The sequence below is a fragment of the Terriglobus tenax genome (assembly GCF_025685395.1).
Lineage (GTDB): Bacteria > Acidobacteriota > Terriglobia > Terriglobales > Acidobacteriaceae > Terriglobus > Terriglobus tenax.
In genome coordinates this window covers 2,612,204-2,636,367 of record NZ_JAGSYA010000004.1, presented here as the reverse complement: position 1 = coordinate 2,636,367, position 24,164 = coordinate 2,612,204, and the positions used below count along the sequence as shown (strand labels likewise).

Here is a 24,164-nt window from a genome sequence, read left to right as displayed (position 1 = left end):
GAAGGCATGTCTAACGCCGTTGCTTCCCAGTCTTTTGAAACCAAGCTCGACGCCCTCGCGCTCGTCACCGTCCGCGTCGGTCTGAACCTCCGCGCAGGGCAGGAACTGGTCATCACCGCTCCGCTTGAGTCGCTGCCCCTCGTCCGCCGCATCACCGAGCAAGCCTACAAGGCCGGAGCCACGCTGGTGACCACCTTCTTCGGCGATGACGAGCTGACGCTGGCACGCTACAAGTACGCTCCGGACGAAAGCTTCGACAAGACCAACGCCTGGCTCTCCGAAGGCATCGCCAATGCCTACCGCTCCGGCGCGGCGCGCCTCGGCATCACCGGCGCCAACCCCTCGCTGCTGGCCGGGCAGGATCCCAACAAGGTCTCCCGCGCCAACATCGCCGCCAGCAAAGCCAGCAAGCCTGCGATGGAGATCATCACCCGCCACGAGATCAACTGGACCATCGTCGCCTGCGCCACCCCCGCCTGGGCCTCGCTCGTCTTCCCCAGCCTGCCGCAGGAGGAAGCCGTCGCCAAACTGTGGGAGGCCATCTTCGCCGCCTCACGTTCGGACCAGCCCGACCCCGTCCTGGCATGGCAGCAGCATGGCGCCCGCCTGAAGGAGCGCGTCGATTTCCTGAACAACAAGCGCTACCACGCGCTGCGCTTCCACTCGAACGACGGGCTGACGGATCTTACGGTTGGCCTCGCCGACGATCACCTGTGGGCCGGCGGTGGCACCACTGCGGGCAACGGAATCTACTGCCAGCCCAACATCCCCACGGAAGAGTGCTTCACCACGCCGCACAAGGACCGGGTCAACGGTCGCGTCCGCGCCTCGAAGCCTCTCTCCCACCAGGGCACGCTCATCGAGAACATCAGCGTCCACTTTGAGAACGGCCGCATCATCGACGCCTCCGCCTCGGCAGGCGAAGAAGCCCTGAAGAAGCTGATCGCCACCGACGAAGGCGCGGCCCGCCTTGGCGAAGTTGCTCTCGTACCGCATCACTCGCCCATCGCCGAGAGCGGCCTGCTCTTCTGGAACACGCTCTTTGACGAGAACGCAGCCAGCCACATCGCCCTGGGCCAGGCCTACTCCACCTGCATCATCGGCGGCGAAAAAATGGCCGAAGACGAGCTGAACAAACTCGGAGCCAACAGCTCCCTCATCCACGTCGACTGGATGATCGGCAGCGCGCAGATGAACGTCGATGGCGTCCACGCGGACGGCACCAGCGAACCCCTGATGCGCAACGGAAACTGGGCCTAGCCGCTTTTCTTGCTTTGTCATCCTGATCGGAGCGAAGCGCAGCGGAGAAACCCGCATTTCTGCTTTGCCTTTCTTGTTTGTCATTCCGTAGCACCCGCGGAGGAATCTGCTTCTCCGCTACACTGCGAGATGACAAACAAGAAACACGGTATCCTTCCGCCAGATGACCACACACCAGCTCACCCCCACCCGCCTGGAAGCCTTCTCCGACGGCGTCATCGCCATCATCATCACCATCATGGTGCTGGAATTGAAGGTTCCGCACGAAGACGGCTTCGCCGGTCTGCGCACCGTGCTACCCACGCTGGCCATCTACGCACTCAGCTTCCTGTTTACCGGCACCTACTGGATCAACCACCATGCGCTCATCCATCGCATCCGTATGGTGAACCATCGCATCCTCTGGGCCAATCTCTTCTTTCTCTTCACGCTGTCGCTGCTGCCCTACTTCACTGACTGGATCGGCGAACACAAAATCTCCTCGTTCTCCGCCGCGCTCTATGCCGCCACACTGCTGCTGCAGGCCATCGGCTTCATGCTGCTGCGCCTGGCCGTCAACCAGATGCTTGCTGGGCAGGGGGACCTTGATCACGAGGACCACACCACCCACCGCAAGCACCTGCTCTGCATGATGATTTACCTGCTGGCCATTCCCGCCGCCTACCTTCGTCCCTGGCTCTCGTTCGCTCTGGCGTTCGTTGTCACCGTCATCTGGATCACGCCCACCTTCGCCACCCGCCGCAGCCGAATCTGACAACCGCCCCCACAGAACGGTAAACTAACCTTCGTTATGGACTTACAAGGCTGCGGAACCGCGATTATTACGCCTTTCCGCTCAGACAATTCGATCGACGAGCCTGCGATTAGCTCCCTCGTCCATTGGCAGATCGACTCCGGCATCAGCTTCCTGGTCGCTACCGGCTCCACGGGCGAGGCATCTACCCTTACCGAATCAGAAACCTACCGGGTTATTGAGACCGTCGTCGGCACCGCTGACGGACGCGTCCCCGTCATCGCCGGATGCACGCACAACAGCACGGCCGAAGCCGTCGCGCGGGTCGAGAAGCTCTCGCAAATTCCCGGCCTCTCCGGCATCCTGACCGCGAACCCCTTCTACAACAAGCCTCCGCAAGAGGGCCAGTACCTGCACTTCAAGGCCATTGCGGACGCCTCGCACCTGCCCGTGATGCTCTACAACATCCCCGGTCGCACGGCGGCGAACCTTGAACCCGCGACGGTGCTGCGCCTGGCCGAGCATCCGAAGATCTTCGGCATCAAGGAAAGCTCCGGCAACATGGCGCAGATCTCTGAGATCATTGCCAGCGCGCCACGCAACTTCAAGGTCTTCGCAGGCGATGACAGCCTGGCCCTGCCCGTCATCTCGCAGGGCGGCGCCGGTCTGATTTCGGTCGGCTCCAACATCATTCCACGCCACATGGCGGAGATGGTGGCCTCCGCGCTGGCCAATGACTGGCCCACCGCGCGCCGCATTCAGCGCCACTACGCCAAGTTCCTGAACGCCCTGTACTGGGAGCCGAACCCGGCACCCACCAAGGCCATCCTGAACCTGATGGGCAGGATTGAAGGCAGCCTTCGTCTGCCCATGATGGAGGTCAGCCCGGTGACGCGCCGCAAGCTCGACATCCTGATCGGCGAGCTTGGCCTGCTGGTCGATACCGCCCCCACGGGCGAAGATCTGCGAATGTTCTAAAGATAGGCGTAACCCTCTATCTTTCAGTACGGCACGGCATTTTCGCCGTGCCGTAACGCTTTTGAGCCAACTTCCACAGTCTCCCCTGCGTCAGAGGTATGGGGCCAGAAATGTGTGGTTCGAACCCCACTGCATTGACGGCCCATTCACTTTACGCACGTTTCACCTGAATACGAGAAGTTGTAGTTATGAATCCGCAGTTCCCCCTTCGCACCATCCTGCTCGTCGACGACGACTCTGACATCCGCTCTCTCTACAAGGCATTCCTGCAGCACGCTGGCTATACCGTGCTCAGTTGCCATAGTGCGCAGCGCGCGGCAGAGGTCTTCACCAGCAAACCCAATATCGACCTGCTGCTCACCGACATTCATATGCCGGAGATCACCGGCATTGAGCTGGCGCATACCCTTACCGCCGAACGCCCCAAGCTGCCTGTCATTCTGTTCAGCGGCGATGACCTTCCGGCAGAGCATGCCGCGGGTATCGTTGCCCGCTCCTGGCGCTTTGTGCAGAAACCGGTCAGCCTGCCCTATCTTCTGGATCTGATCCACACCGTTCTGACGCCCTCCGTAAGCACGCGCAACTACGGCCAGGGATGGTCCATCCCCGCGTAGATTGCGGATCGATGCCGCTTTCCTGAGCTTTACCGCAGCACGCCAATCGTCTGCATCCACGTGGTCACCAGTGCGGGCCACTTCACAATCGGCAACTTGTCCGCGCGCGATCCGTAGCCGTGCCCGCCCTCGGCGTAGACGTGAAGCTCCGCCTTCACCTTGGCCTCTTTCAATGCCTGGAAGTACACCAGTACGTTCTCCTCATGCACCGGGTCGTCCTCGGCCTGTAAGAGGAATGTCGGCGGCGTTGCGGAGGTCGGTTTCACGCCCTCGTCTATCACCTTCAGCGTCTCGTCCGTCAGGTACGCCGGATAGATCATCACCGTAAAGTCTGGCTTCGCACTGACCGCGGTTTCTTCCGCGGGCTCGTTCTGCCGCTTGAAGTCAGAGTGGTTGCTCAAAGCAGCTACCAGGTGGCCACCGGCTGAGAACCCGAGGACGCCGACGCGCGAGGGGTCAATGCCCCACTCCTTCGCGTGCATTCGCGTCATCCGCACCGCTTTTTGTGCGTCCTCAAGATCGATCGTGCTGGCCGGATAATGCTCCTTCACCGGCACGCGGTACTTCACCAGGACGCAGGCCACGCCCGCCGCATTCAGCCACTGGCAGACCTCCGTTCCCTCCAGGTCGTAGGCCAGGATGCGGTATCCGCCACCTGGAAAGACCACCACCGCAGCTCCGGTCTTCTTCTCCGGCTGGTAGAGCGCCAGCGTCGACTTCTCAATGTTGGTGATCTTTGAGACGGACTTGCCACCCACCAGCTTGTCCGCCGGCTTCATCGTCTCTGTCTCGGCTCCGGGAGCCCACGCCTCGGGCATTCCGTTAGGCCACAGCGGCAGAGTGACCACCTGCGCCGGAGCAGAAAAAGTACCACTGAGTAGAAGGGCAGAGAGAAGAGCTTTTATACGCACGGCGGAATTCTACGCCCACGCTCGAATAACAGATTTTGCTATTCTTTGACATCAGGAGGGCCCGCGATGAACGTCTCCCTTACCCCCGAACTCGAGAAATTTGTTGAAGAATCGGTGGCTTCCGGTCGCTTCGCATCCGCTTCGGAAGTGGTTCGATACGCCCTGCGCGCCGAAAAGGAGCATGAAGAATGGGTAAGCTTTGCGCGCAGAAAGGTTGTGGAAGGACTGGAAGCCGCTGCCCGTGGAGATGTGATTGACGGAGAGGAATCGATTGCCAGACTGCGCCATATCGTTGCTAAAAAGAAGCGGCGAACCGCGTGAAGACCTTCAAGGTTACCGGCCCTGCGCAACGGGACCTGGAAGCAGCCGTCGAATTTCTGTTGGAACGCAGCGAACTGGCGGCTCTCAACCTGATTGAAGAGCTATATGACGCCTTTCGAATGCTGCTCCGCCATCCGCGTTCTGGCAATGTCCGTGCACACCTTGCGCCGGCTCCAATTCGAGTCTGGGTCGTCAACGACTATCTCGTCTTCTATCGCAACACGACGAAGCAATTATTGATCCTGGCCATATGGTATGGAGCCCGCAACCTAACTCCACTGCTTCGATCTCGCTTAAAGTAGAAAGAACCCATTCAGGAGAACCCCAGACGTGAGCAACACCCTCGAGCAGACCATTGAACATCACTTTGCCTCCGGAGCCGCGGCCATCGGCAATCCCGAAGCCCTTGCAGCCTTCCTGGAGCTTCGTGGCCAGCTCGAAGCCGGCACCCTGCGCTCGGCCTCGCCCGACGAGTCCTCTCCCATCGGCTGGACAGTTAACGCCTGGGTCAAGCGCGGCATCCTTCTGGGCTTCCGCATCGGCGCCCTGGAAGACCAGTCTGCCGCCAGCCTCAGCTTTGTGGACAAAGCGACCTACCCGGCCCGCACCTTCACGCCGGAGCAGGGCATCCGCGTCGTTCCCGGCGGATCGTCGGTCCGCAGCGGAGCATACCTGGCCAAGGGCGTCGTCATGATGCCCCCCGCCTACGTCAACGTCGGCGCCTATGTCGATGAAGGCACCATGGTCGACTCGCACGCTCTCGTCGGAAGCTGCGCGCAGATCGGCAAGCGTGTCCACCTTTCCGCTGCCTGCCAGATCGGCGGCGTCCTGGAGCCGGTCAACGCCTCGCCCGTCATCATTGAGGACGACGTCCTCGTCGGCGGCAATACCGGCGTCTACGAAGGCACCATCGTCCGCTCGAAGGCTGTACTGGCCGCAGGAACCATCCTGACCCGTGGCACACCGGTCTATGACACCGTGAACGGCACGATTCTGAAGGCCACCGCCGAAACACCGCTCATCATCCCTTCGGGCGCGGTCGTTGTTCCCGGCTCCCGCGCCGTCAACAAGGGCAAGGGCCAGGAGTGGGGACTCTCCGTCTACACCCCGGTGATCGTGAAGTACCGCGACGAGAAGACTGATCTCTCCACGGCGCTCGAAGACCTGCTGCGCTAATCCACATTCCTGCATCCCTGCCCATCCGCCTGAAACGCTGTGTGGATGGGCAGGATATATACTCCGGTCATCGCCACTTCCCACAACGGCGCCCCTGCTCAGGAGGAAGACCACGATGACCGAGCCTGTCACCGGCTCGAAGCCCTCAGCACGCTTCTACCAGCCGGAGCTGGATGCTCTTCGTTTTCTGGCCTTTCTTGCCGTCTTCCTGCACCACAAGTCCAATCCTGAGCTGCTGCTTCCTCACCTGCCACATAAGCACTGGCTGGAGACGCTGGTCTGGAGCCTTCACATTGCCGGAGCCTACGGCGTACACCTGTTCTTCCTGCTCAGCAGCTACCTGATCACGCGCCTTCTGCGCCGCGAGGTAGCGTCCACAGGGCACCTGGATCTGCGCTCTTTCTATATCCGGCGCATTCTGCGCATATGGCCGCTGTACTTCTTCTTCCTCGCGCTGTGCGCTGTGCTGGCATGGGTGGGTTTCGCGGAAACCACGCCTCTCAGCTTCTACCTCTCGGCACTCTTCTTTGTCGGTAACTGGTACCTGGTTCTCGGCAACCCGGTCTGGTTCCCCATGGTCCTTCTGTGGACGCTCTCCGTCGAAGAACAGTTCTACATCTGCTGGCCGATCCTTCTGCGCAAAGCCAAACGGGCGCACATTCTCAACGTCGCCGTCGCCACCATCGTGCTCTCGCAGGGCTCGCTGATGCTTATCCGCTGGCTGGGCCAGACGGCTGACCGCCAGGTCTCGTTCAATACCTTCAACCAGGTGCAGTTCTTCGGCCTGGGCGCGCTGCTGGCCCTGTGGGCGGAAGACCGGGCGCTGCAGATGACCTTTCCGCGACGCCTGCTCCTCGCCATCGCCGGTGCAGCGCTGGTCACCTTCGGAGCTCTGTTTGACCCGCGCACGCACGCCCTGACCCTGGGCCTTGTGACGTATAACGTCGCCTATCTTTTCAGCGCGCTTGGCTGTATCGCCCTGTTTCGCGCATTTCTCGGACTGCCGGCAAACTTCTTCCCCGGCTGGATCCTCTTTTTCGGACGCATCTCCTTCGGGCTGTACATCTTCAACATCTTCTCGGCTGAGACCGCCAAACGGCTTTGCCGCGGACACGCCTCGCTTGCGGTTGAAATGTTGCTGACAGTCGCCCTCAACTTCGGACTGGCCACCGCCTCCTGGTTTCTGCTCGAAAAGCCCTTCCTCAGGCTCAAATCAAGGTTTGAGGTGGTCAAGAGCCGCCCAGTTTCCGCATGACGGGCCGATATCCGTTAGCATGAATCTTTGATGAGTCTCGACAAGCTGCAAATCATTCCGCTCGGCGGCCTTGGCGAATTTGGCATGAACTGCTGTGCCATTCGCCTGGGCGACCACATTATCGTCATCGACGCCGGCCTGATGTTTCCCGACGAGGAGCTGCTGGGTGTCGACATCGTCGTGCCCGACATCAGCTACCTGGTCGAGAACCGTGACATGGTCAAAGCCATCCTCCTGACCCACGGTCACGAGGACCACATCGGCGGCCTTCCCTGGATCCTGACCGAGTTGCGCGACGTGCCCGTCTACGGCACCGAGTTCACCCTGGCATACGTCGAAGGCAAACTCGAAGAGCACAAGCTGCTGGACGACACCGAGATGCTGGAGATGATCCCGGGCGAGCAGTTCCAGATCGGTCCCTTCCGCATCCAGCCCATCCGCGTCACCCACTCGCTGGTGGACTGCGTCTCCCTGGCCATCCACACGCCCCACGGCACCATTCTGCACACCGGTGACTTCAAGGTCGATCTCTCATCGCCCGACGGCCATCCGTTCGACCTGCAGACCTTTGCCGAGCTTGGCCGCAACGGCGGCGTGCTCGCCCTCCTGCAGGACTCCACGAATGTCGACCGCCCCGGCCACACGCCCAGCGAGCGAGCCGTACGTCCGCGCCTCGATGACCTGTTCGGACGCACCAAGAAGCGCCTCTTCTTCTCCTGCTTCTCGTCCTCCATCCATCGCCTGAAGCTGGCCTTCGAGCTGGCGGAGAAACATGGCCGCAAGGTCGCCGTCATCGGCCGCTCGCTCGACAACTCCACCGAGATCGCCAGCGACCTGGGCTACATCGACATTCCCCCGGGCCTGCTGATCAACGGCGGACAGATCAAGGACTTCCCGCCCGAGAAGGTCTGCGTGCTGATCTCCGGCACACAGGGCGAGCCCATGTCTGCGCTGTCCCGCGCTGCCGTCGACAACCACAAGCACGCCCGCATCGAGCCCGGCGACACCGTCCTGCTCTCCAGCCGCATTATTCCCGGCAACGAGAAGGGCATCTTCCGCATGATCGACCACCTGGTGCGCCGCGATGCCGACGTGATCTTCGACGACGGCACCCACGGCATCATCCACGTGAGCGGACACGCCAGCCAGGAAGAGCTTCGCCTGATGATCAATCTCGTGAAGCCGAAGTTCTTCATCCCCGTGCACGGTGACTATCGCCACCTGAAGCGCCACGCGGAACTCGCGGCATCCACCGGCATCCCCAAACAGACCTTCCTTCTGGAAGATGGCGATGTGCTGGAGTTGACCAAGGACACGGCCACACGCCGCGACCAGAAGGTCCGCGCCGGACGCATCCTGATCGATGACGGATCGACCGCCGACGTGGTCGACGACCTCGTCATTCGCGACCGCCGCCACCTGTCGGAAGCCGGCCTGCTGCTGCCCATCCTGGCCATCAACAAGCTCACCGGCCTGGTCGAGGGCTCGCCCGAGATCATCGCCCGCGGTTTCGCCGTACCCGACCCCAGCGTGCTGAACGAAGCCCGCATGGTCATCGCACGCACCCTCGACAACTCCTCCAACGAGGAAAAGGGTGACTACGGTGTGATCAAGGAGAAGATCCGCACCGACCTCAAGCGCTACATCCAGAAGAACACCAGCCGGCGCCCGCTCATCATGCCGGTCATCCTGGAGATCTAAAAGAGCATTCGTTGCCCCACCCTTCGCAAGGCGAAGGGTGGGTATCTCGCAAAGCGAGAGTGCTTTTGCCTTTCTTGTCTTTTGTCATTCTGGAAGGGTCTGCTTCTCTTCGCAGACCGTCAGGGCGCGGCTTCAGCCGTGCCGAAACATCACCTTAAGAAAGAGAAACGCCGGCCTCAATGGCCGGCGTTTTTCTTCTCCCTGCAACATCCCTTACCGCAAGGCGGAATCGACTTCCTTTATCCAGTCCGGGCTCTTCAGAATCTCGCGGGGCTTTGATCCTTCGGCAGGACCCACCAGACCATCGCGCTCCATCATGTCGATCAGGTGTGCGGCGCGTCCATAGCCAATCCTCAGACGCCGCTGCAGCAGGCTGGTCGAGGCCTTACCGAACTCGAAGATCAGTTTGACCGCATCGTCGAACAGTTCGTCGTTGTCATCCTCGCTCATGGCATCCAGGTCGCGGCCCTTGTCGTCCTTCGGGCCTTCCAGGAAGCCCTGCACGTACTCGGCTTCGCCCTGCTGCTTCCAGAAGTCCGTGACCGCGGCAATCTCCTTCTCCGTCACAAACGGGGCGTGGACACGCTGCAGACGCGATGTGCCCGGCGGCAGGAACAACATATCGCCGCGTCCCAGCAGGCTCTCTGCGCCGTTGGAGTCGATGATGGTGCGTGAGTCCACCTTAGTCGCCAGGCGGAAGCTCATGCGCGTCGGCACGTTCGCCTTGATCAGGCCGGTGATCACATCGACCGAAGGCCGCTGCGTCGCCAGCACCAGGTGGATGCCGACAGCACGCGCCATCTGCGCCAGGCGGGTGATGGCCTCTTCCACGTTGGCCTTGTCCAGCATCATCAGGTCGGCCAGCTCGTCGATGATGATCATGATGTAGGGCAGCGGTGCCTGCTCCTCATCGTCCTCAAACATGGAAGGCGTGCCGTTCTCAAACAGTTTGTTGTACTGGTCAATGTTGCGGACGTGCTTGCTCGCCAGCAGCTTCAGCCGGCGCTCCATCTCGCGCACCGCGTTCCTCAGTGCATTCGCCGCCAGCTTCGGCTCCGTAATGATCGGCGTGAACAGGTGCGGAATCCCCTCGTACATCCCGAGTTCCACGCGCTTCGGATCGACCAGGATCATGCGCACCTGCTCCGGCGTCGCCTTGAACAGAACGCTCATGATCATGGCGTTGATGGCTACCGACTTACCAGAACCGGTGGAGCCTGCAATCAACACGTGCGGCATGGCGGACAGGTCCGCCGTGACAATACGGCCGTTGATGTCCTTCCCCATCGCAATGGCAAGCTTCGACTTCGTGTTGGCGAAGTGCTCGCTCTCCACAATGTCGCGCAGCCAGATGGTTTCGCGCTCGGAGTTCGGCACCTGGATGCCGACGGTGCTCTTGCCCGCCATGCGCTCGATCAGGATGCTCTCCGCCGCCATGGCCAGGCACAGATCATCGGCCAGCCCGGTGACACGCGAGTACTTCACGCCTGCCTCCGGGCGGAACTCGAAGGTGGTGACCACCGGTCCGGGATTGATCTGCGTCACCTGTCCGTTCACGTCGAACTCGGCACACTTCTCGACAAGCGTGCGAGCCTCTTCGCGCAGAGCGTCCTCGCGCACAATGGTCGGCTCTTCGCTGCGGTGCAGCAGGCTGGACGGCGGCAGCTTGTAGCCGTGGACGCTCTTGGCCGTCAGCGTAACCGTCTTCAGCTTCTCGTCGGCACGCTTGCCAAAGGAGATGTTCTTCTCTTCCGGCTCCGGTTCCTCATAGCGCTGCGCGGCGGCCGGCGTGGGAAAGCTGATGACCTTGCGCTCCGGCTCCGCATAGCTCTCTTCGGGTTCGAACTCCTCAATGGTGGCCTGGCTCAGCCGCTCCTCGGCGGCAGCAGCGTAGGCCGCCGGCAGAACGGGGTCACCACTCTCTGCCGGGGCATCCACCATGGTGCGCGGCACCTTGGACCAGACCGACGGCGTGGGGCCTGCCTCGGCCTCCAGCGGCTCGGCGGTTTCCTGCTCGCCCAGCGGCTCAGGCTTCACCTTGCGGCGGCTCATCCAGCCGAACAGGCTTGAGAGCAGAGAGGTGCTCTCGGCGGCATCGGCCTTCTGCGTCTTACGCTCTTCCTTCTCGCGGGCGCGGCGTTCGCGCTCCATGGAACGTTCGCGCTTGCTCTCGTACTCGGCAATGGCGCGGTCAGAGGCGGAGGTGCGATTCCCACGCCAGTTGCGCCAGCGGTCCTGCATAGCCTGCAGAAAAGCAAAACGGGCCGTGGCCCAGTCGCGCGCCGTGCTGAAGGTAAAGGTCGTGGAAAGGTAGGTGGCCATGACCACCATCATCCCCACCACGATGCAGGCGCCCGGGAAGTTAAGGATGGCGATCATGCCATCGGCCAGCAGACGGCCTTCCACACCCTCAATCGGCAGGGCGCCACGCCAGTGCATCTGCCCGGGGAAAAGCGCGAACATCGCGGGCCCGAAGACGATCCACAGCAGCAGTCCCACAGACTTGGCCACGGGCGATCCGGCCGGTCGCGAGCGCATCCAGCAGTAGCCCAGCCGCATCAGCCCCAGCGGGATGATAAACGCCGCCACACCAATCAGTTGCAGCGCCGCGTCACTGACAAACGCGCCGACAATGCCCGTCCAGTTATGCGCCGGCCGCCCCGTGGCGTAGCCTCCCACCGTGTTCCAGGATGGGTCTGTCGGCGTGTAACTGACCAGCGCCAGCGCCAGCAAACCGCCGGCAACCAGAACGGCCAGGCCAATCAGCTCGTTCAGGCGGCGGTTACGGGTCGGCGTGGTGACAAAACGGAGTGGCTTCATCTACACCTCGGGAAATGGGGGACCGCCTCCGCGCGCACGTCGCGGAAGTACCTTACATTCTCCCCGCTCCGGGGCCGCATCCGGGCCGGAAATCGCCCCGGGGGGAATCCAGGTGACTACCCTTCCGATTCGGGAAAGCGGTTTGATTTTCCGGGCAAACCCTCTCGGGCACCCGGCATCCATCCCGTTACGACACCCCGCTGACTTGTAGTCGGGCCGGCGGGAGAAATGCAACAAAGGGCTGGCAGGGGCGCGGGGTTTTCGCGATTTCCTCCTGCTTGCCGCCGGCGAAGGAGAATCGCAATGACAGCCGGCGGACCTTGCCTTAGCCCCTTAAGCGTATGAATCCACGGAGGATACAAACCATGGCAATCACCGATGCCGAAAAGCAAAGCAGCTTGAATGACACCCTGCGTGAAGTGATCCAGAACCTGATCGACGGGCAGGAAGGCTTCCAGACCATCGGCGAGCAGTTGAAGGACGAATCCCTGAAGCGTTACTTCCTGGCAGAGAGTCTGAAACGTGCCCGTTTCCGGGCCGATCTGGAAAACGAACTGCACCATGCCGGCTTCCACGATGTGAAAGAAAGCGGCACCGTTGCCGGCAAACTGCACCGCGTCTGGGGCGACCTGAAGGCCAAGCTGGGTGGCGGCGACCACTCACTGCTGGCGACCGCCGAACAGGGTGAAGATGAAGCCAAGAAGGTCTATGCCGAGGCCATCAAGGAAACGCTTCCGCTGCCGGTCCACAAGATCCTGAGCGAGCAGTATGCCCATATCCAGACCTCGCATGACTTCGTCCGCAACGCCCGCGACCAGCGTAAAGCGGCTTAAAAGAAACCACTTTGACACGCAAAAAGCGGCCTTCGGGCCGCTTTTTGGTGCTTAAAATGCGCTTTACTCGTCGTCTTTGTGAACCCCGGCCTCGACCAGGCCGTGCTTTTCCATGCGATAGATGAGCGTTCTGCGACTGATGTCCAGATACCGGGCAGCCTGCGTCTGGTTGCCGTGGAACCGTTCGAGAGCGCGGCGGATCAGGTCGCGCTCCAGCGCCTCCAGGCTGATGCCCTGCTCCGGCAGCTCCGGCCAGAAGAGCGCGGGACGCGGCGGCGCGCTAAGTTCGGGTGGCAGATCCTCCACAGGGATGACATTCGAAGAAGAGAGTACGACCAGCCGTTCCAGCATGTTCTCCAGCTGACGCACATTGCCCGGCCAGTGATAGGCGATGAGACGCTGCAGCACGCCCTGCGAGAGGCTCAGATCATCAATGCCGTGACGCTTGCAGGCGCGCTCAAAGAGCACCTCGATCAACTCCGGCAGGTCTTCGCGGCGCTCACGCAACGGCGGAATGCGCAGTGGCACAACGGCGAGGCGGTAGTAGAGGTCTTCGCGGAATGTACCGTCTTCAACCATTGCCGACAGGTCGCGATGGGTGGCGGCAATGACGCGGACGTCGACCTTCACAGGCTCGGTTGCGCCAAGCTTTGCGACCTCACTCTCCTGCAACACGCGCAGCAGCTTGACCTGTGCCTCCAGCGGAAGCTCGCCGACCTCATCGAGAAAGAGTGTGCCTCCGTTGGTGGACTCGATACGGCCTTCCTTGTTCGCAAGGGCGCCGGTGAAGGCTCCCTTGGTGTAGCCGAAGAGCTCACTCTCCACCAGGTCACGCGGAATGGCGCCGCAGTTGATGGCGGTGAAGGCCTTTTTACCGCGGCGGCTGTTGTGGTGAATGGCCCGGGCAACCAGCTCCTTGCCGGTGCCGGTCTCTCCCTGGATAAGGACGGTGGCGTCGCGCTGAGCGACGCGGGCAGCCTGGTCCAGCACACGCAGCAGACCCTTGGCATGGCCGACGATGCCTTCAAAGCCATAGCGCTGATCCAGAGCCGAGCGCAGCGTCTGCACCTCTTCAATCAGGCTCTGGCGCTCCATGGCGCGATGGACCACAAGCACCAGCGCCTCAAAGTCCAGCGGCTTGGTGACGTAGTCATACGCTCCGAGCTTCATGGCCTCAACGGCGGTCTCCACCGTGCCGAAGGCGGTGACGACAATGACGGTGGTCCGCAGACCTGCCTGGGTAATGCGTGAGAGCAGCTCCAGGCCGGTGGTGGGCATGCGCAGATCGGTAATGACGAGCTGCGGTTCGGACTCCTGCAGCATGCGCCATGCCTCCTCCCCATCCGTGGCAAGAGAGACCTGGTAGCCAGCTTCCTCAAGCTGCAGCTTCATGACGCGGCGCAGGCTGGCGTCATCATCGACAACAAGAATGCGGTTGCTCACGCCACCTCCACGGGTTGACGCAGACGTGCCGGGGCAAGCGGAAGCTCCACGCGAAAGATGGCTCCACGGCCCACGTTGGGGGCGCAGGTCAGCGTGCCACCGTGCTGGCCGGCGATGTTGGCCGCGATGGCCAGGCCAAGCCCGGTGCCGTTATCGCGCGTGGTGAAGAAGGGCTCGAAGATGTGGTCGCGCACCTCCGCGCTGATGCCCTTGCCCTGGTCGCTGACCTCCATGCAGAGCTTGCCGTTCTGCGCGAAGCTGCGGAGCGTGACGGAGCCTTCGCCCTCGGTGGCCTGAATGGCGTTGAGTACCAGGTTGAGCAGAAGCTGCTTGATCTGTTCCGGGTCGCACTCAACGGGCTGAAGAGCAGCGGCGTTACGGACCTCAATAGTGACGTTCTGACGGCTGGCGGCGTGCTGCGCCAGGGAGGCGACCGATGCGGCCATCTCGGCAGGCTCCATCCACTGCATGCGGGGCAGACGCGGGCGGGCGAAGTCGAGGAAGTTGGTGAGCAGCTTGTTGAGCCGCTGGGATTCCTTGGTCAGGATCTCAAGGCACTCGGCACGGGCTTCCGGCGACGCCTGCCCGCGGGCGAGGATGCCGGCGGCACCGCTGATGCTGGCCAGCGGGTTGCGGATCTCATGCGCGAGCGAAGCGGAGAGCTGTCCGGCGGCGCTGAGGCGCTCAGATTTGCGGAGCTGGTCAATGTTCTGGCGCAGCTCGGTGTAGACGCGCTCCAGCTCCTGCTTGGTGACCTCAACGCGGCGGCGCTGCATGCGTTCGCGGTCCGAAAGAATACCAGCAATGACGCCGGCCGCGCCGAAGGTACCAAGCTCAACGATCTGGTCCTGCGCGTCCAGCGGAGCCTTGAACCAGTGCAGGTAGATGGAGGGCGCAAAGAGCAGCCCCGCCAGCAGGGCCGTGCGATAGGCTCCGCGCCAGCCGAAGAACAGGCCGGCGAGCATGAAAGGCAGGATGTTGAGGTGGTGCAGGATGTTGTGCAGCACGACGGCGTGTGGCGGCACAACCCAGGTGAAAACCACCAGCACCACCACCAGCACAAGGACGAGTACGGCCTTGGCCTGCGAGGATCGCAACGCGGAGGGAAGCTGGGCCATGGTGTCATTTTCCCACGTGGGAACCGGCGGCATGGGCCAACGTAAGTTGGAGACTGCAGGCATCGCTGCCACTGTTGCAATTCCCGCGCCAACCCCGAAGGCCGCTGCGGATGAGGGTTTACCCCCGTTTTCCCGCTCGGCTGTGCCGGATAGCGAACACATGGTGTACGAAATGGGACACCCTTTCCCTTGCAAATCCATGGAAAACCCTGCATTTCCGGTTTGGTGCAGGAATTGCCATGGGGAGGTTGTGACGCCAGGAAAGCTTTTTCTATTGCCCTTGCTGCCAGCCAGTCTGCTGGTTGCGCAGAGCTCCGCCAACGCGCCGGTCGACGCGGGCACACCTGCGCAGACAGTGATGCAGCAGACGACCGCAGCAGCATCCGAATTGCGGCTGACATTGGATGAGGCGCTGGCCATGGCGCGGCGCAATAGTCCGCGGCTGCAGGAGGCGCTGGCCGCAACCCAGCGCAGCCAGGCGGGCGTGCTGGCCGCGCGAGCCTACAGCAATCCCACCATGGATATCTACTTCGGCCCGCAGTATGCGCGGCCTATCGCGACACCCGGCACGCCGGGTCTGCTGCAGCACTACAGCGGAACACAGACTATCGAGATTCCGTCAGAGCGCACCGCACGGCGCAAGGCGGCGGAGTTTCAGGTATCCAGCGCACGAGCGGCGGAGCAGGGAATCGGCCTGAATGTGATGGCCGATGCGCAGAGGGCGTTCTACATCGCGCTGAAGCGACTGCAAGAGATCAGGCAGGCGCGCGAAAACCTGACGCTGGTGGAAGATCTGCGCCGCCGTGTTGAGGTGGAAGTAAGCGTTGGCGAAAAGGGACGGCTGGAGCTGACCCGCGCCGAGGCCGAACTGGCCCGCGCGCGCTTTGCGGTCAACAGCGCACAGATTGAATACACCTCCGCCATTGCACTGCTGCGTGCCGCCATTGCTGCCCCGGCAGACGCCAACCTGGTGCCTGTGGGTTCCATTGATGGCCGCGCGGTGCTGCCTGCGCTGGATACGTTGCGCGACCAGGTGCTGGTGAATCACCCCGCGGTTCTGCAGTCGCAGGCGGATTTGAAGACAAGCCAGGCGACGCTGGACCGCGAGAAGGCGATGCGGATTCCGCGCCCCACTTTCTTTGCGGAGTTTGAGAACCAGCCGGATCTGCGTTACTGGCGCACGGGGTTTTCAGTACCGATTCCGGTGTTTGACCGACGGCGCGGCGAGATTGCCGATGCGAAGGCATCGATCTCTCAGTCGAATGCGGTTCTGGATCAACGCCGCCTGGAGTTGGTGAGCTCGCTGGAGCGTGCGTATGAGCAGTACCAACTGGCAAACCAGCAGGTCAGTTCGCTGGAGGCCGGCTCGCTGCGTGCGGCGGAAAGCGCGGTGGAAGCAGCCAAGTCCGCGTATCGCTTTGGCGAGCGCGGCATTGTTGAGGTTCTGGACGCGCAGCGTGTACTGCAAAGTGTGCGCGGCGATTTGCTGGATGCGCAGTTCGCGCGCCAGTCTGCATTGATTGATCTGGAAGAACTGGGCGCACTGACGCCAGGAGCGAAGCCGTGATGACACGATGGTATGCGGCCGCGGCGATGGCCGCGGTGATGCTGACAGCAGGTTGCAAGCAGAAGCCGAAGGAAGAGGCTGCGGCAGCTCCGGGAGACTCGAACATTGTTTCCGTAACGCCCGTGCTGGCAGAGAGCCTGAAGTTTGGCACGCCGCAGATGGCCGACGTAACCGGCACACTGCAGGTGGCAGCGCGCGTGGAGACGGATGCACAGCGTATTGCCCGCGTGGGGTCTCCGGTGGCAGGACGCATTCTGAACCTGCTGGTCTTTGAAGGGCAGCATGTACGCACGGGCGCGGTGCTGGCGACGCTGCACAGCACAAACCTGTCAGACACGCAGTTCGCGCTGATCAAGGCCGCATCGCAGCAGGCACTTGCCGATGCTGCCGTGAAGCGCGCGGAACAGCTTGTAACCGCCGACGTAATTGGACGCGCGGAACTGGAGCGCCGTCGCGCCGAGCTGCTGCAGGCAAGCACGGAGGCCGCGAGCTATCGCACGCAGCTGCTGGGCCTGGGCATGACCGAGGGGCAGATCCGCCAGTTGGAGACATCCCGCAAACTGAGCGCCGATTACCCGATCGTCGCTCCGAAGAGCGGCACTGTGCTGAAGCGTGAGATCACGATTGGGCAAGTAGTACAGCCGGCAGACCCGGCCTTTACCATCGCAGATCTTTCAAACGTATGGATTACCGCCGATGTGCCGGAACAGGAAGCCGGCATCCTGAAGGTGGGCATGGATGTCGAGGTGGGTATTCCCGCGCTGCCGCAGTTGAAGCTGCATGGCAGGCTCTCGTACGTTGCGCCGATCGTCGATCCGGCAACGCGGACGGTGCAGGTGCGCATGGATGTGCCGAATCCGGATGGGCAACTGAAACCGGATGAGCTGGCGAATATGACCTTCACCGGACACAGCGATCGCAAGCTGACGGTACCGAACACAGCCGTTGTGCGCGAGGAGAACAAGGACCACGTATTTATCCAGATCGGGCCGCAGAAGTACATTCTGCGCGAGGTCACGCTGGGCGAAGAAGAGAACGATCGCCGCGTGGTGTTGAACGGTGTGACACAGGCGGAACGCATTGTGACGGACGGTGCCTTCCACCTGAACAATCAGCGGAAGCAAGCTGCCATCAAAGGGGAGAAGTAAGCATGCTGCAGTCCATCATTGCGGGCGCACTGCGTCAGCGCCTCATTCTTGTGGTGGTTGCGTGTGTGCTGGTGGGCTTTGGCCTGAACGCGGCCCAGAAGCTCTCCGTCGACGCCTTTCCGGATGTAGCCAACGTGCAGGTACAGATTGCGACCGAGGCCTCGGGCAAGAGTCCGGAAGAAGTGGAGCGCTTCGTCACCATTCCGATTGAGATCGCCATGACCGGCCTTCCGGGCATGACCGATATGCGCTCGCTGAACAAGCCGGGGCTGTCGCTGATCACGCTGGTGTTTACCGACGAGAGCGATCTTTACCGCGAGCGGCAGATGGTCTCTGAGCGGCTGGCGGAACTGCGTGATCGCATGCCGGAGGGTGTCACGCCGGTGCTTGGGCCCATCACAAACGCACTTGGCGAGGTGTACCAGTACACATTGGAGCTGCCGGGTGAAGCGGAAGAGCATCATGTGCTGACACGGGAAGAGCTGGTTCAGCGCCGCACCCTGCAGGACTGGGTCGTGCGGCCGCTGCTGCGTTCCATCTCCGGTGTGGCCGAGATTAATTCCACCGGCGGCTTTGTCAAGCAGTATGAAACGCTGGTGGATCCGCAGAAGCTGCACTACTACAACCTGACGATCAACGATGTGCGTTCGGCGCTGGCGCGTAACAATGCCAATGCCGGCGGCGGCATTCTGCCGCAGCACGCCGAGCAGTACCTGATTCGCAGCGTGGGCCTTGTCCGCGATGTCGCCGATATTGAAAACATCGTGCTGAAGGAGAGCAAGAGCACGCCTGTCTACGTGCGCGATGTGGCCACTGTGCGCCTGGGCACCGAGGTCCGCTACGGCGCCATGGTGAAGAATGGCTATACCGAGGCGGTAGGTGGCGTTGTCCTGATGACCTCGGGCGGCAATGCCAAGCAGATCGTCAGCCGCGTGAAGGAACGCGTGACCGAGATCAATGCGAAGAACATGATCCCCGGCGGGCTGAAGATTGTTCCTTACTACGACCGGTCAGAGCTGGTGGACGCAGCAATCCATACCGTGACCGAGGTGCTGGGCGAGGGCGTGGTCTTTGTCGTTGTGATTCTGTTCCTCTTCCTCGGCGATCTGCGCTCAAGCCTGATTGTGAGCGCGAACCTGATCCTGACGCCTCTGCTGACCTTCCTGGTGATGAACCAGATACACCTGTCGGCGAACCTGATGTCGCTGGGTGGACTGGCGATTGCCATCGGCCTGATGGTGGACGGTTCAGTGGTGGTGGTGGAGAACGTCTTCGCCCGCCTGAGCCATAGCCATGGACACAGCGAAGAGAAACCGTCAAAGCTGCGCATGGTGCTGGATGCCACGCAGGAAGTGGCAACGCCGACGCTGTTCGGTGTGACGATCATCATCCTGGTCTTTCTTCCGCTGATGACGCTGGAGGGCATGGAAGGCAAGATGTTCGCGCCGCTGGCGTACACGATTGCCATTGCACTGGCCATCTCCCTGGTGCTGTCGTTGACGTTGTCGCCGGTGCTGTCCTCGTACCTGCTGAAGGGCGGGTCGGAAGACGACACCTGGCTGGTGCGCTGGCTGCGCAAGCCTTATTCGTGGATTCTGACGTGGGCGCTTGGCCATCGCAAGGTGATGGTGATGGGTGTCATCCTGTCCTTCTTCGGATCACTGGCCCTGGTGCCGCTGCTGGGCACATCGTTCATTCCGGAGATGCAGGAAGGCACGTTGTCGCCCAATGCGGACCGCGTACCGAATATCTCGCTGGATGAGTCTCTGCGAATGGAGTCGCAGATGCAGAAGCTGATCATGAGCGTGAAGGGCGTGGAGAATGTTGTCTCCCGCGTGGGACGAGGTGAGTCGCCGGCTGACCCGGCGGGTCCGAACGAGGCCGACGTGCTGACCTCGCTGACGCCGTTTGATGAGCGCCCCAAGGGCATGACGCAGGACAAGGTGGCGGAAGAGATCCGCACCAAGCTGGCGGCGCTGCCGGGCATCAACCTGGTGATGTCGCAGCCGATCAGCGATCGCGTGGACGAGATGGTTTCCGGCGTGCGCGCCGATGTGGCCGTGATGCTGTACGGCGATGACCTGGACCTGCTGGTAGAGAAGGCCAACCAGATTGCCAAGGTTGCAACCGGCATTCAGGGCACGCAGGATACGCGCGTGGATCGCGTGGGAGGACAGCAGTACCTGACCATCGACATTGATCGTGGAGCGATTGCGCGCTATGGCCTGAACGCATCGGATGTGAACGATGTGATTGAGACGGCCATCGCTGGCAAGTCTGCGACAGAGATCTACGAGGGAGAACGCAGGTTCTCCAGCGTGGTGCGTCTGCCCGCGAACCTGCGTGACTCGGTGGAGGACATTCGCCAGTTACAGATCAGCTCGCCGGATGGGCCCCGTGTTCCGTTGAAGGACCTGGCCAGCGTGAAGGTGGTGGAAGGTCCAGCACTGATCAACCGCAGCCTGGGCAAGCGCCGCATTGTCGTCGGAGTCAATGTGCAGGATCGCGACCTGGGCGGATATGTGGCGGAGCTGCAGCAGAAGGTGGAGAAGCAGGTGCCTCTGCCGGCGGGCTACTACATTGAGTGGGGCGGCCAGTTCCACAACATGGAGCGAGCTCTGCATCACCTGATGATCATTATCCCGATCACCATCGCGGCCATCTTCTTCCTTCTGTTCATCCTGTTCAAGTCCGTGCGGTTTGCCGCGCTGATCATCACCGTGCTTCCTCTGGCGTCGATCGGCGGCATCCTCGGATTGTTTCTCTCAGGAGAGTACCTGTCAGTGCCTGCGTCAGTCGGCTTTATTGCGCTGTGGGGCATTGCGGTGCTGAATGGCGTGGTGCTGGTCAGCTACATCCGCAAGCTGCGCCAGGAAGGGCTGGAGCAGGATGAAGCGGTGCGGGAAGGCGCTCGTCTGCGCTTCCGCCCGGTGATGATGACCGCAACCGTAGCAGCTCTGGGCCTGGTGCCGTTCCTGTTTGCAACGGGACCGGGATCGGAGATTCAGCGGCCGCTGGCGATTGTGGTCATCGGCGGCCTGGTGAGCTCGACAGCGCTGACGCTGCTTCTGCTGCCGGTGGTCTATGCCGCCTTTGAGGGCAAGAGCGCTCCGCCGGCGCTCGAGGAGATGCCGGAGGTTTAGGTGCGTCTTCTCCGGGGCTGAAGCCCCTTTACGATGAAGGCGAGTTCAGGCCTGCATGGAGACATACCCAGCCTCGAGCGAAGAACCGGGCTGATCCGAGGCTCCACTCAGCTTCTACGCCACTCGCCGCTCTTTCCGCCGGATTTCGACAGCAGTTGCAGATGGCGGATGCGGATGCCTTTGTCGAGCGCCTTGGTCATGTCATAGATCGTCAACGCTGCGACAGAGGCTGCCGTCATGGCTTCCATCTCGACGCCGGTACCGGCGACGGTGGCGGCGGTAGCCAGCACGCGGATACCGTCGTCCACGACCTCCGTCTGAATGTCGACGTAGCTGAGCGGCAGCGGATGACACATCGGGATCAGCGTGGAGGTCTGCTTGGCGGCCTGGATGCCAGCAAAGCGCGCCACCTCAAGCGGGTTGCCCTTGGGGTTCTGCGGAAGCGCGGCCAGCGTCTCGGCGGAGAGTTCCACGAAGGCCTCCGCGACCGCCTCGCGGCGTGTTCCGGCCTTGGCCGAGACATCGACCATGTGCGCCTGCCCTGCGTCGTCGTAGTGAGAAAGTTTGCTCATCGGCACTTAGCGTAGCAGGACGGTGACAGGCTCGCCTGCCTCAATGGAGTTACGGTCTGCCGGAAGCACAGCGTAGCCGTTGGCGCGGGCGTTGGCAGCCAGGTCGCCGGAGCCTTGCCATGGAACAAGCCGCACGGTGGGCGAGAGGGAAGAGTCCAGCCGTGCCGGAAGAAAGCGCGTGAGGCCGGGCTTGTGCTGCATGGGCTCAGCCGCGGCGGCCTGCGCGAAGAGCGGCGCAAGATTGGTGTCTCCACCGAGAGCGCGCAGCAGCGGAGCCGCAAAGAGCAGAAAAGTAACCTGCGTGGACACAGGGTTGCCGGGATGCCCGAAGAAGTACGGGCCGTCTTTCAGACGGCCGAAGACCAACGGCTTGCCGGGCTGGATGGCAACGGCGGTGATGTAGAACTCCGCACCGAGTTCGGCGAGTACCTCTTCGACGAGGTCATGCTTGCCCGCCGAAACACCGCCGGAGAGCAGGATCAGGTCGTGCTGGCGAGCCTGCTGCAGGCGCTGGCGCAGCGAATCGCGCGTGTCTTCCGCGATGGCAAGCTGTGTGGGGATGCCACCGTTCTCCAGCACCAAGGCGGCGAGCGTGTGGCTATTGGAGTTACGGATCTGGTGCGGCAGCGGTGTATTGCGCAGAGGGACAAGCTCATCGCCGGTGGCGAGAATGGCGACCGACGGCGCGGCATTGACCCAGAGCTGGCTTGCGCCGATGCTGGCAGCCAGACCGATCTCCGCAGGGCCGAGGCGAGCGCCGGCGGGCAGAATACTTTGTCCTGCCCTGGCTTCGGAACCGGTTGGAACGAAGTTCTCGCCGGACTTAAGGGTGCGACCGGCGGAGAGCGTGATGCGGTTGCCGTCGCGGGTGATGTGTTCGAGCATGACGACAGCGTCGGCGCCCGCGGGCAGTGGCGCCCCGGTCATGATCTCAATGGCCTGGCCGGGAAGGAGGTCTGCGGCCTGCCAGAGCTTGCCGGCGGGCAGAAAGCCAATCACCTCCGCCGAAAGCGCCGTGAGGAAGCTGTCTGCCTGAACAGCGTAGCCGTCGCGCGTGGAGCGGCGGAAGGGCGGCTGGTCGCGATCCGCCAGCAGGGGCGCGGAGAGCACGCGGCCCTGCGCCTGCTCCAGCGGAATGGACTCCGTACGTGGGACTGGAAGATGCCGCGCGTGCTCGAGGACAAGATCGAAGGCCTGCTGGAAGGAAAACACGTAGGGGAGCTCCTCAAAACCTGTAGAAAGACGAAGGCCCCACGCAAGGTGGGGCCTTCGTTGTGGATGAAACCAGCTTACTTCTTCTTGCCGGCCTTGTAGCTGGACTTGATCTCGGCACCGATGCCGGTCAGGATGCCCTTGACCTCTTCGGCGTGCGCGCCCGTGGGATCCAGTTCCAGGTACTGCTGGTAAGCCTCAACCGTTCCCGGAGGAGCCACGATCTTCTGGGTCTTGGGGTCGACGGTCGCCTTCGGGATCAACGCCTGGGCCTTGATGTAGTAGGCCATGGCGACGTTCGGGTCAGCAGCAATCGCCTTGTCCGCGGCAGCGGCGGCGGCGTCCAGCATCTGGCCGTTGTAGAAGGTGGCAGCGGCGTTGAAGTAGTAGGTCTTGCTCTTGGCGGGGTTGGCCTTCGCGGCCTCGTCGTAGGAGGCGTTGGCTTCCGCGACCTTGCCGGACTTGGCGTAAGCCGTGCCCTGGTTGCCGAGAGCTTCACCCAGAATTTCGGGGTTCGGCTTCTTGGCGGCGGAGTTCAGCTCCTTCACCTTGCCGTAGGCGTCCACGGCAGCCTGGTACTTGGCCTGCACGTCAGGATCGCTGGCGGCAACCTTACCGGCCTTCTTGTCAGCGGCGGCGGCGGTGTCAGCCTGGCCCAGGAGAGCGTTGCCGTACTCGTACCAGAGGATCGGCTCGTCGGGCTTGGAGTCGACAGCGGACTTCATGGTGTTGACAGCTTCGTCGTAGTTCTTGCTCGCCATGGAAGCGCGGGCTGCGCCCAGGGCCTGGTTCAGGTTGGCCACCTTGGCGTTCGCCGCGGTTGCGGCAGCGTTGTTCTTCTTGAACTCTTCGAGGGCCTTCTTCTCCTCAGGAGTCATCTTGTCGGTGAACTCCTTACGGGTCATGTCGATGTCGACAAGCTTGTCCTGTCCGGAGGTGAAGACGACGTTATCAATGAAATCGACGCTCTTGCCGTCAGCAGAGAAGTAGATGGCGACGTAGGTGCCGGGGGTAATGCCCTCGCCCTTGTAGTTGCCGACGCCGTCCACCTGGAAGGTGTAGGCATACTTGCGATTCTTCTCTTCAGAGCTGCGATCCTGCGTCAGCTTGACGGAACCGGCGGTCAGCGCCTGTCCGGCGGGGTTCTGAACGTGGCCATGGATGGTGGCCGGGGCCTGCTGCGCCACAATGGCGACCGGAGCGGAGAGCGCGAGCGCGACGAACGCCGTGCCCATCGAGTTACGGAAGTTGATCATGGTGATTTTCTTCTTCTCCTGCGGCGCGCTTGGGAAACAGGCGCCGTGACTGCTGGTGATTTGAAACACGGAAATCTGGCGTTGGTTGTCTGCGGCAGGCCCT

General features: G+C 62.2%; 20 protein-coding genes. 13 read left to right on the top strand and 7 right to left on the bottom strand.

The features are described 5' to 3' along the window. Nucleotides 1-6: 6 nt before the first annotated feature. The 4 genes from OHL13_RS16835 (at nucleotide 7) to OHL13_RS16820 (ending at nucleotide 3,585) form a co-directional block, all read left to right on the top strand. Nucleotides 7-1,260 carry an aminopeptidase gene (locus tag OHL13_RS16835; RefSeq protein WP_263411284.1) on the top strand — a complete coding sequence of 418 codons (1,254 nt, stop codon included), beginning with the start codon at nucleotides 7-9 and terminating at the stop codon, nucleotides 1,258-1,260. Nucleotides 1,261-1,423: 163 nt separating this feature from the next. Continuing rightward, complete coding sequence (locus OHL13_RS16830) at nucleotides 1,424-2,014, top strand: TMEM175 family protein (RefSeq protein WP_263411283.1); 591 nt, start codon at nucleotides 1,424-1,426, stop codon at nucleotides 2,012-2,014. Nucleotides 2,015-2,050: 36 nt separating this feature from the next. Further along, complete coding sequence (gene dapA / locus OHL13_RS16825) at nucleotides 2,051-2,971, top strand: 4-hydroxy-tetrahydrodipicolinate synthase (protein ID WP_263411282.1); 921 nt, start codon at nucleotides 2,051-2,053, stop codon at nucleotides 2,969-2,971. A 188-nt stretch (nucleotides 2,972-3,159) separates the two neighbouring features. Beyond that, on the top strand, nucleotides 3,160-3,585 hold the full coding sequence (locus OHL13_RS16820) for a response regulator (RefSeq protein ID WP_263411281.1): 426 nt from the start codon (nucleotides 3,160-3,162) through the stop codon (nucleotides 3,583-3,585). Nucleotides 3,586-3,614: 29 nt separating this feature from the next. Here the strand turns inward: OHL13_RS16820 and OHL13_RS16815 are convergent, their stop codons facing one another. Beyond that, nucleotides 3,615-4,496, bottom strand: coding sequence for an alpha/beta hydrolase (locus OHL13_RS16815; protein WP_263411280.1), 882 nt, complete (start codon nucleotides 4,494-4,496; stop codon nucleotides 3,615-3,617). A gap of 66 nt (nucleotides 4,497-4,562) precedes the next feature. Here OHL13_RS16815 and OHL13_RS16810 point away from each other — a divergent pair, with 66 nt between their 5' ends. The 5 genes from OHL13_RS16810 (at nucleotide 4,563) to OHL13_RS16790 (ending at nucleotide 8,949) form a co-directional block, all read left to right on the top strand. Further along, a complete protein-coding gene (locus OHL13_RS16810) occupies nucleotides 4,563-4,817 on the top strand; it encodes a type II toxin-antitoxin system ParD family antitoxin (RefSeq protein WP_263411279.1) in 255 nt (84 codons plus the stop codon). Then, nucleotides 4,814-5,119 carry a type II toxin-antitoxin system RelE/ParE family toxin gene (locus OHL13_RS16805; RefSeq protein ID WP_263411278.1) on the top strand — a complete coding sequence of 102 codons (306 nt, stop codon included), beginning with the start codon at nucleotides 4,814-4,816 and terminating at the stop codon, nucleotides 5,117-5,119. The genes OHL13_RS16810 and OHL13_RS16805 overlap by 4 nt, the downstream gene beginning before the upstream one ends. Before the next feature lie 28 nt (nucleotides 5,120-5,147). Next, nucleotides 5,148-5,993 carry a 2,3,4,5-tetrahydropyridine-2,6-dicarboxylate N-succinyltransferase gene (locus OHL13_RS16800; RefSeq protein ID WP_263411277.1) on the top strand — a complete coding sequence of 282 codons (846 nt, stop codon included), beginning with the start codon at nucleotides 5,148-5,150 and terminating at the stop codon, nucleotides 5,991-5,993. A 115-nt stretch (nucleotides 5,994-6,108) separates the two neighbouring features. Then, entirely contained in the window at nucleotides 6,109-7,248 is a 1,140-nt protein-coding gene (locus OHL13_RS16795) for an acyltransferase family protein (RefSeq protein ID WP_263411276.1), read from the top strand. A 30-nt stretch (nucleotides 7,249-7,278) separates the two neighbouring features. Beyond that, complete coding sequence (locus tag OHL13_RS16790; protein WP_263411275.1) at nucleotides 7,279-8,949, top strand: ribonuclease J; 1,671 nt, start codon at nucleotides 7,279-7,281, stop codon at nucleotides 8,947-8,949. 213 nt (nucleotides 8,950-9,162) lie between these two features. Here the strand turns inward: OHL13_RS16790 and OHL13_RS16785 are convergent, their stop codons facing one another. Beyond that, nucleotides 9,163-11,769, bottom strand: a complete 2,607-nt coding sequence (locus tag OHL13_RS16785; RefSeq protein ID WP_263411274.1) for a DNA translocase FtsK — start codon at nucleotides 11,767-11,769, stop codon at nucleotides 9,163-9,165. Between the two features lie 365 nt (nucleotides 11,770-12,134). Between OHL13_RS16785 and OHL13_RS16780 the strand changes: the two genes are divergently transcribed. Beyond that, nucleotides 12,135-12,602 carry a PA2169 family four-helix-bundle protein gene (locus tag OHL13_RS16780; RefSeq protein ID WP_263411273.1) on the top strand — a complete coding sequence of 156 codons (468 nt, stop codon included), beginning with the start codon at nucleotides 12,135-12,137 and terminating at the stop codon, nucleotides 12,600-12,602. Between the two features lie 63 nt (nucleotides 12,603-12,665). On the opposite strand, the gene OHL13_RS16775 is transcribed toward OHL13_RS16780, so the two are convergent. Both OHL13_RS16775 and OHL13_RS16770 read right to left on the bottom strand, forming a co-directional pair. Next, on the bottom strand, nucleotides 12,666-14,045 hold the full coding sequence (locus OHL13_RS16775) for a sigma-54-dependent transcriptional regulator (RefSeq protein ID WP_263411272.1): 1,380 nt from the start codon (nucleotides 14,043-14,045) through the stop codon (nucleotides 12,666-12,668). Next, nucleotides 14,042-15,163, bottom strand: a complete 1,122-nt coding sequence (locus OHL13_RS16770; RefSeq protein WP_263411271.1) for a two-component system sensor histidine kinase NtrB — start codon at nucleotides 15,161-15,163, stop codon at nucleotides 14,042-14,044. The genes OHL13_RS16775 and OHL13_RS16770 overlap by 4 nt, the downstream gene beginning before the upstream one ends. Before the next feature lie 274 nt (nucleotides 15,164-15,437). On the opposite strand from OHL13_RS16770, the gene OHL13_RS16765 reads away from it, so the two are divergent. From OHL13_RS16765 to OHL13_RS16755, 3 genes are read left to right on the top strand one after another with little or no spacing between them, the layout of a single operon-like run. After that, nucleotides 15,438-16,730, top strand: coding sequence for a TolC family protein (locus OHL13_RS16765; protein ID WP_263411270.1), 1,293 nt, complete (start codon nucleotides 15,438-15,440; stop codon nucleotides 16,728-16,730). Continuing rightward, nucleotides 16,730-17,878, top strand: coding sequence for an efflux RND transporter periplasmic adaptor subunit (locus OHL13_RS16760; RefSeq protein WP_263411269.1), 1,149 nt, complete (start codon nucleotides 16,730-16,732; stop codon nucleotides 17,876-17,878). Before OHL13_RS16765 ends, OHL13_RS16760 begins: the two co-directional genes overlap by 1 nt. A gap of 2 nt (nucleotides 17,879-17,880) precedes the next feature. After that, complete coding sequence (locus OHL13_RS16755) at nucleotides 17,881-21,021, top strand: efflux RND transporter permease subunit (RefSeq protein WP_263411268.1); 3,141 nt, start codon at nucleotides 17,881-17,883, stop codon at nucleotides 21,019-21,021. Between the two features lie 107 nt (nucleotides 21,022-21,128). Here OHL13_RS16755 and moaC read toward each other — a convergent pair whose 3' ends face one another. The 3 genes from moaC to OHL13_RS16740 form a co-directional block, all read right to left on the bottom strand. Next, complete coding sequence (gene moaC / locus OHL13_RS16750; RefSeq protein WP_263411267.1) at nucleotides 21,129-21,593, bottom strand: cyclic pyranopterin monophosphate synthase MoaC; 465 nt, start codon at nucleotides 21,591-21,593, stop codon at nucleotides 21,129-21,131. A 6-nt stretch (nucleotides 21,594-21,599) separates the two neighbouring features. Next, a complete protein-coding gene (locus tag OHL13_RS16745) occupies nucleotides 21,600-22,805 on the bottom strand; it encodes a molybdopterin molybdotransferase MoeA (RefSeq protein WP_263411266.1) in 1,206 nt (401 codons plus the stop codon). A gap of 77 nt (nucleotides 22,806-22,882) precedes the next feature. Further along, the gene (locus OHL13_RS16740; RefSeq protein ID WP_263411265.1) at nucleotides 22,883-24,061 is read right to left on the bottom strand and encodes a carboxypeptidase-like regulatory domain-containing protein; all 1,179 of its coding nucleotides are present in this window, start codon (nucleotides 24,059-24,061) and stop codon (nucleotides 22,883-22,885) included. Nucleotides 24,062-24,164: the final 103 nt, after the last annotated feature.

Excerpts from the sequence above, each read along its gene's own strand:
- OHL13_RS16835 (WP_263411284.1), top strand. The coding sequence starts at position 7 with ATGTCTAACGCCGTTGCTTCCCAGTCTTTTGAAACCAAGCTCGACGCC.
- OHL13_RS16830 (WP_263411283.1), top strand. The coding sequence starts at position 1,424 with ATGACCACACACCAGCTCACCCCCACCCGCCTGGAAGCCTTCTCCGAC.
- dapA (WP_263411282.1), top strand. The coding sequence starts at position 2,051 with ATGGACTTACAAGGCTGCGGAACCGCGATTATTACGCCTTTCCGCTCA.
- OHL13_RS16820 (WP_263411281.1), top strand. The coding sequence starts at position 3,160 with ATGAATCCGCAGTTCCCCCTTCGCACCATCCTGCTCGTCGACGACGAC.
- OHL13_RS16810 (WP_263411279.1), top strand. The coding sequence starts at position 4,563 with ATGAACGTCTCCCTTACCCCCGAACTCGAGAAATTTGTTGAAGAATCG.
- OHL13_RS16795 (WP_263411276.1), top strand. The coding sequence starts at position 6,109 with ATGACCGAGCCTGTCACCGGCTCGAAGCCCTCAGCACGCTTCTACCAG.
- OHL13_RS16790 (WP_263411275.1), top strand. The coding sequence starts at position 7,279 with ATGAGTCTCGACAAGCTGCAAATCATTCCGCTCGGCGGCCTTGGCGAA.
- OHL13_RS16785 (WP_263411274.1), bottom strand. The coding sequence starts at position 11,769 with ATGAAGCCACTCCGTTTTGTCACCACGCCGACCCGTAACCGCCGCCTG.
- OHL13_RS16780 (WP_263411273.1), top strand. The coding sequence starts at position 12,135 with ATGGCAATCACCGATGCCGAAAAGCAAAGCAGCTTGAATGACACCCTG.
- OHL13_RS16770 (WP_263411271.1), bottom strand. The coding sequence starts at position 15,163 with ATGGCCCAGCTTCCCTCCGCGTTGCGATCCTCGCAGGCCAAGGCCGTA.
- OHL13_RS16760 (WP_263411269.1), top strand. The coding sequence starts at position 16,730 with ATGACACGATGGTATGCGGCCGCGGCGATGGCCGCGGTGATGCTGACA.
- OHL13_RS16755 (WP_263411268.1), top strand. The coding sequence starts at position 17,881 with ATGCTGCAGTCCATCATTGCGGGCGCACTGCGTCAGCGCCTCATTCTT.
- moaC (WP_263411267.1), bottom strand. The coding sequence starts at position 21,593 with ATGAGCAAACTTTCTCACTACGACGACGCAGGGCAGGCGCACATGGTC.
- OHL13_RS16740 (WP_263411265.1), bottom strand. The coding sequence starts at position 24,061 with ATGATCAACTTCCGTAACTCGATGGGCACGGCGTTCGTCGCGCTCGCG.